The organism is Candidatus Eisenbacteria bacterium (assembly GCA_016867495.1).
Taxonomy (GTDB): domain Bacteria; phylum Eisenbacteria; class RBG-16-71-46; order CAIMUX01; family VGJL01; genus VGJL01.
The window spans coordinates 1-4,156 of the sequence record VGJL01000216.1 but is presented as its reverse complement, the minus strand read 5'-3'; the positions used below and the strand labels follow the sequence as shown (position 1 = coordinate 4,156).

Here is a 4,156-nt window from a genome sequence, read left to right as displayed (position 1 = left end):
AGCGAGCCGCTCTCTACACGTGGGATCGCGCCGCGAGGCTCGCGCTCGACGCCTATCGATCGGTCCTCGGGTGCGGGGGGTCAGGAACGACGTCGGCCGATCGCTCGTAGGATTCCGACCGCCGCGGTTCGGGCGGCGGGATGCAGGATCGTCAGGCCGAGCCAGGCGGGCGTGATCAACAAGGCCCCGAGGGCCGCCCTCGCGAACCCTCGGGCGCTTCCCGCGATTCCCGGCCCGAGTGCCGCGAGGAAGGCCGCTCCGGCCAGCAGATAGACCGCGGCCGTGGTGAAGAGGAGAGCGGATGGCTCTCCGGCCGCCGCAACGGCTCCCCGCCGGAGGAGCGAGATCGCCGTCGCGACCGCCCACGCCAGAATCAAGCACAGGACGGCGATTCCGACATCACCGCGGCTCCCATCGTCGAGGATCCACCCCGGGGCATAGTCGAGGCTCCAGACGCAGGCGGGCAAGATCGACCACAGGATCTGCAGCGAGCGGACGCGGGTCATGGAAGACGGCTGATCGGATCGCCTACTCTGCATGCCGCGCCATGTAGTCCCAGAGGATCTCGGACACCAGCCGGATCCCGATCGGTATCGCGCTTTCATCCGGATCGAATGCCGGGTTGTGGACGGCCATCGTCCTGTCGGGACGGCCCACTCCCAGGCGGAACATGAATCCCGGAATCTCCGCCTGGAAGTAGGCGAAGTCCTCCCCTCCCATTCCCGACTCGGCCAGGATGACGTTCTCCTGCCCCATGACGCGGATGATCGTTGGAAGCGTCTCGTCCACCAGCGCGGGATTGTTGTATCCCGAGGGCGTGCCGAACGAGTAGAGGACCTCGGGCTCCGGCGCCCCGTGCGCCGCGGCGATCCCCCTGACGGTCCTGATCACGGCCGTCTTGATCTGCTCGCGCACATCCGGCTCGAGGCTTCGCGCGGTGCCGCGCAGCTCGACCTCCTCCGGGATCACGTTGCTCGATGTCCCCCCATGAACGGCCGCGACGGTGACGACCGCCTGCCGGGCTGCATCGATCTCGCGGCTCACGACGGTCTGCAGGGCGAGGATGGTCTCGGCGGCGATCACGACGGGATCGATCGCCCGGTGCGGGTAGGCGCCGTGGCCCCCTCGCCCGAGGACCCGGATCTTGAAGTCGTCCACGTTCGCCGATGAGCGGCCCGGCCGGTAGCCGACCTGGCCGCAGAGGACGGCGGGCTGGTCGTGAAGGGCGAAGATCGCGTCGGGCCGGCGGTCGCCGTCGAAGATCCCGGCCGCGATCATCGAGGCCGCGCCCGCGCCGATCTCCTCAGCCGGCTGGAGGATGAACAGGGCCGTCCCCGCCATCTCGCTCCGCGCCTCCGAGAGGACGCGCGCCGCTCCGAGCAGGACCGTCATGTGGATGTCGTGCCCGCAGGCGTGCATCACGCCGACCGTCCCCCCGCCCAGCGTGTCGGTCCTCGTCGAGGCGTACGGCAGGCCGGTCGCTTCCGTCATGGGAAGGGCGTCCATGTCGGCTCGATACGCGACCAGCGGACGCGCGTTCCTGCCGGGAAGGATCGCGACGAGCCCCGTTCCCCAGTCCCCATCGACCAGCTCGATGCCCGGGATCTCGAGAAGCGCGTCGCGCAGGAAGCGCTGCGTCTCGAGTTCCCGCAAGGAGAGTTCGGGATGCGCGTGGAGATAGCGCCGGTCCTCGACCGCGCGCGGCGCGTGGCGCTCGACGAGCGCCTGGAAATCGGGAGCCGCCTGTGCGACCCCGCAGGCGCTCACCGAGGCGGCGAACAGGATGAGGATCGGAGGGAGGGCGGACCTGGCTGTCATGATTGCTCCTCGCGTGCCTGACTTGCCGTGAACATGGACCGCGAGTATACGGGATCGCCGCGGTGCGGGGCCACGTTCGAGAGTCTGATCGAGAGTCTGATCGTTCGAGAGTCTGGACGCTCGCGAGCCCGGAGACCGCCGGGCTCGGAGGGCCTCAGAGGCTTTGCCCGCTGGGGCGATCCCGGCCGATCCAAGCGCCGTCGCCTCCCTGCGCTTTTTGCCGAACGCCCAGCCGTCCATCTGCTAACTTCGATCAATCGGCCGGGCCCGGCCCGAGAGGAGGCCGCCGCGGCCGAGCAGGAGGATACGATGATCCGCACGGGGAACTACGGGCTCTCGATCGATGTCGCGCTTCCCTTCGAAGAGGCGCGCGATCGCGCGATCGCGGCCCTCAAGGAGGAGGGCTTCGGCGTCCTCACCGAGATCGATGTCAAGAAGACGATGAAGGAGAAGCTGGACGCGGACTTCCGCAAGTACTCGATCCTCGGCGCGTGCAATCCTCCTCTCGCCCATCGGGCTCTGACCGCGGAGACCGAAATCGGCCTGCTGCTGCCATGCAATCTGATCGTCTACGAGCGAGGCGCCGGGATCTCGACCGTGGCCGCTATCGATCCGGAGGTTCAGCTTGGAAAGGTCGGACGGCCCGAGCTCGTGGATGTTGCGCGCGAAGTCCGCGCGCGGCTGACCCGCGTCCTCGAAAGGGCCGCCGCATAGCTCGTCATGTACCTGGCCATCGAGACCTCCTGCGACGACACCTGCGCCGCGATCCTGGACGAGCGTGGCAGAGCCCTCTCGAACGTCGCTTCGAGCCAGCTCGTCCACGGGGAATACGAAGGGGTCGTGCCCGAGCTTGCCTCCCGGGAGCACGTCCGCCTGGGGCCGACGGCGATCCGGGTCGCCCTCGAGCATGCGAACGTCTCTCTGAAGTCGATCCGGGGGATCGCGGTCACGCAGGGCCCGGGGCTCGTCGGCTGCCTGCTCGTGGGCCTCGGGCTCGCCAAGGGTCTCTCGCTGGCGCTTCGGGTCCCGGTGGTCGGGGTCAACCACATCGAGGGACATATCCACGCGATCCTGGCTGAGCGCGCGTGGGAGCCTCCCTTCATCGCCCTGGTCGCCTCGGGAGGGCACACGGAGCTTCTGTTGGTCGAGGACTGGGGCCGCTACCGACTCCTCGGCGCGACCAGGGACGACGCCGCGGGCGAGGCGTTCGACAAGGTGGCGAAGATGCTCGGCCTGGGCTATCCCGGCGGCCCGGTCGTCGATCGGATGGCCAGGGAGGGGAGGAGGGACGCCTTCGCCTTCCCCCGCGCCTACCTCGACCTCGAATCGGGGAATCTGGATGTCTCCTTCAGCGGGCTGAAGACCGCGGTCAAGCTCTTCCTGGAGCGCGACCCCGAGTGGATCTCCGGCGCCGCGTCCGCCCGGTTCGTCGCCGATGTCTGCGCGAGCTTCCAGGCGGCGCTGGTCGACGTTCTCACAGCGAAGGTCGAGGCGGCGGTCCTGCGCACGGGGGCGAGGAAGATCCTCATAAGCGGCGGAGTCGCCTGCAATTCGCACCTTCGCCAGAAGATGGCGGCGCTCGGGGAAAGGCTCCAGGCCGACGTGGCCTTCCCCTCTCCGCGCCTCTGCGCCGACAACGCGGTGATGATCGGGCTGGCCGCCCTCTCCCGGCTTCGAGCCGGCGAGGACGACGGGATGGCGCTCGCCGCCCTTCCGAATCTGGACGACTTCCCGCTCTTCGCTGAGGGCGGAAGCCCTCCTCCGACCGAGCTGGACTCGTTCTAGATCCATTCGGCTGGATCTGAGAAGCGAGCAGGCGCCCCGCGAGGAGGATGGGCCCCGCCGGTCCCCTCACCGGGCGAAAACCCCCAGCCGCGCCTCCGATCTTGGCGTGGTCGAGCGAATCGCACGCTTCAGCGCGGCGAGGTCGCGCTCATGCAAACCGCCACGAGGAATCGCGGAGCATGGCACTTCGCAAGCGGGCCGGAACGCCCGCGCGCCGCCGGTGTTCTAGAGTCGCTGGATTCGCCGCGGTCTCCGGGCGCGTGGCGCATCCGGCCCGAGGATCCACTCTGGCATGGCGATTGCCTATCTTCTCGGTGCCGAGGAATCGCCTGGGCGCTAACGCGTGCGGTTGGGCATGCCGATACGCGGGGAAAAGCGCGGGCCCTGGCATAGACATCGGAGCGCGGGATCATGAGCCACGAGAGAATCTTGATCGTCGAAGACGAGGACTCGCTGAGGAAGGTGCTCAAGCTCCAGCTCGAGCATGCCGGGTACGAGGTCGAGACGGCGGAGGACGGCATCCAGGGACTCGAGAGTGTCCGGTCCAGGCCCC

The 4,156-nt window shown here is 68.7% G+C and carries 5 protein-coding genes; 3 read left to right on the top strand and 2 right to left on the bottom strand.

The features are described 5' to 3' along the window. Positions 1-80: 80 nt before the first annotated feature. Both FJY88_12425 and FJY88_12420 read right to left on the bottom strand, forming a co-directional pair. Positions 81-506 (bottom strand): hypothetical protein, encoded by a 426-nt coding sequence (locus tag FJY88_12425; GenBank protein ID MBM3288141.1) that lies wholly within the window; start codon positions 504-506, stop codon positions 81-83. Between the two features lie 22 nt (positions 507-528). After that, positions 529-2,058, bottom strand: a complete 1,530-nt coding sequence (locus FJY88_12420) for an amidohydrolase (protein ID MBM3288140.1) — start codon at positions 2,056-2,058, stop codon at positions 529-531. Between the two features lie 69 nt (positions 2,059-2,127). Here FJY88_12420 and FJY88_12415 point away from each other — a divergent pair, with 69 nt between their 5' ends. The 3 genes from FJY88_12415 to FJY88_12405 all read left to right on the top strand — a co-directional run. Then, positions 2,128-2,532, top strand: a complete 405-nt coding sequence (locus tag FJY88_12415; protein MBM3288139.1) for a DUF302 domain-containing protein — start codon at positions 2,128-2,130, stop codon at positions 2,530-2,532. 6 nt (positions 2,533-2,538) lie between these two features. After that, positions 2,539-3,603: a tRNA (adenosine(37)-N6)-threonylcarbamoyltransferase complex transferase subunit TsaD gene (tsaD, locus tag FJY88_12410; GenBank protein MBM3288138.1), complete on the top strand. Its 1,065-nt coding sequence runs from the start codon at positions 2,539-2,541 to the stop codon at positions 3,601-3,603. Between the two features lie 411 nt (positions 3,604-4,014). Continuing rightward, positions 4,015-4,156: response regulator (locus tag FJY88_12405; protein MBM3288137.1), on the top strand; the 142-nt coding region annotated here is incomplete at its 3' end.

What these genes read in the sequence shown, in the direction of transcription:
- FJY88_12420 (MBM3288140.1), bottom strand. Translation starts at nt 2,058, where the DNA reads ATGGACGGCTGGGCGTTCGGCAAAAAGCGCAGGGAGGCGACGGCGCTT.
- FJY88_12415 (MBM3288139.1), top strand. Translation starts at nt 2,128, where the DNA reads ATGATCCGCACGGGGAACTACGGGCTCTCGATCGATGTCGCGCTTCCC.
- tsaD (MBM3288138.1), top strand. Translation starts at nt 2,539, where the DNA reads ATGTACCTGGCCATCGAGACCTCCTGCGACGACACCTGCGCCGCGATC.
- FJY88_12425 (MBM3288141.1), bottom strand. Translation starts at nt 506, where the DNA reads ATGACCCGCGTCCGCTCGCTGCAGATCCTGTGGTCGATCTTGCCCGCC.